Here is a 264-nt window from a genome sequence, read left to right as displayed (position 1 = left end):
AATCCAGCACCAAAACTCATTGAGGCAAACAAAGAACCTTGCCTGTTTTACGGCTTACGGAAACCGCATGAACATCACCGCCCGGTAAGGCTTTCGAGAACCTTACTTAGGTAGTTTTCGTCCATTGCGCAGTTCATCCGTTTGCGTTTAATGCCACCTTTAAAGGTGGTTTCACTCTTTAATAGGTTCAAACACATCTGCCTGATCCTTGCTAAAGCCTCTGCACGATCATCGGCTCTAATACGAGAGTTGTCCTCACTAAAT

The 264-nt window shown here is 45.1% G+C and carries 1 protein-coding gene; it reads right to left on the bottom strand.

Features of this window, described 5'->3' with window-relative positions:
• Positions 1-74 precede the first annotated feature (74 nt).
• A partial coding sequence (locus PL85_RS18870) for a transposase (protein WP_412766530.1) occupies positions 75-264 on the bottom strand: 190 nt, incomplete at its 5' end.

The organism is Vibrio anguillarum, assembly GCF_001989995.2.
GTDB lineage: Bacteria > Pseudomonadota > Gammaproteobacteria > Enterobacterales > Vibrionaceae > Vibrio > Vibrio anguillarum.
This window is presented reverse-complemented; position numbering and strand designations above follow the sequence as displayed.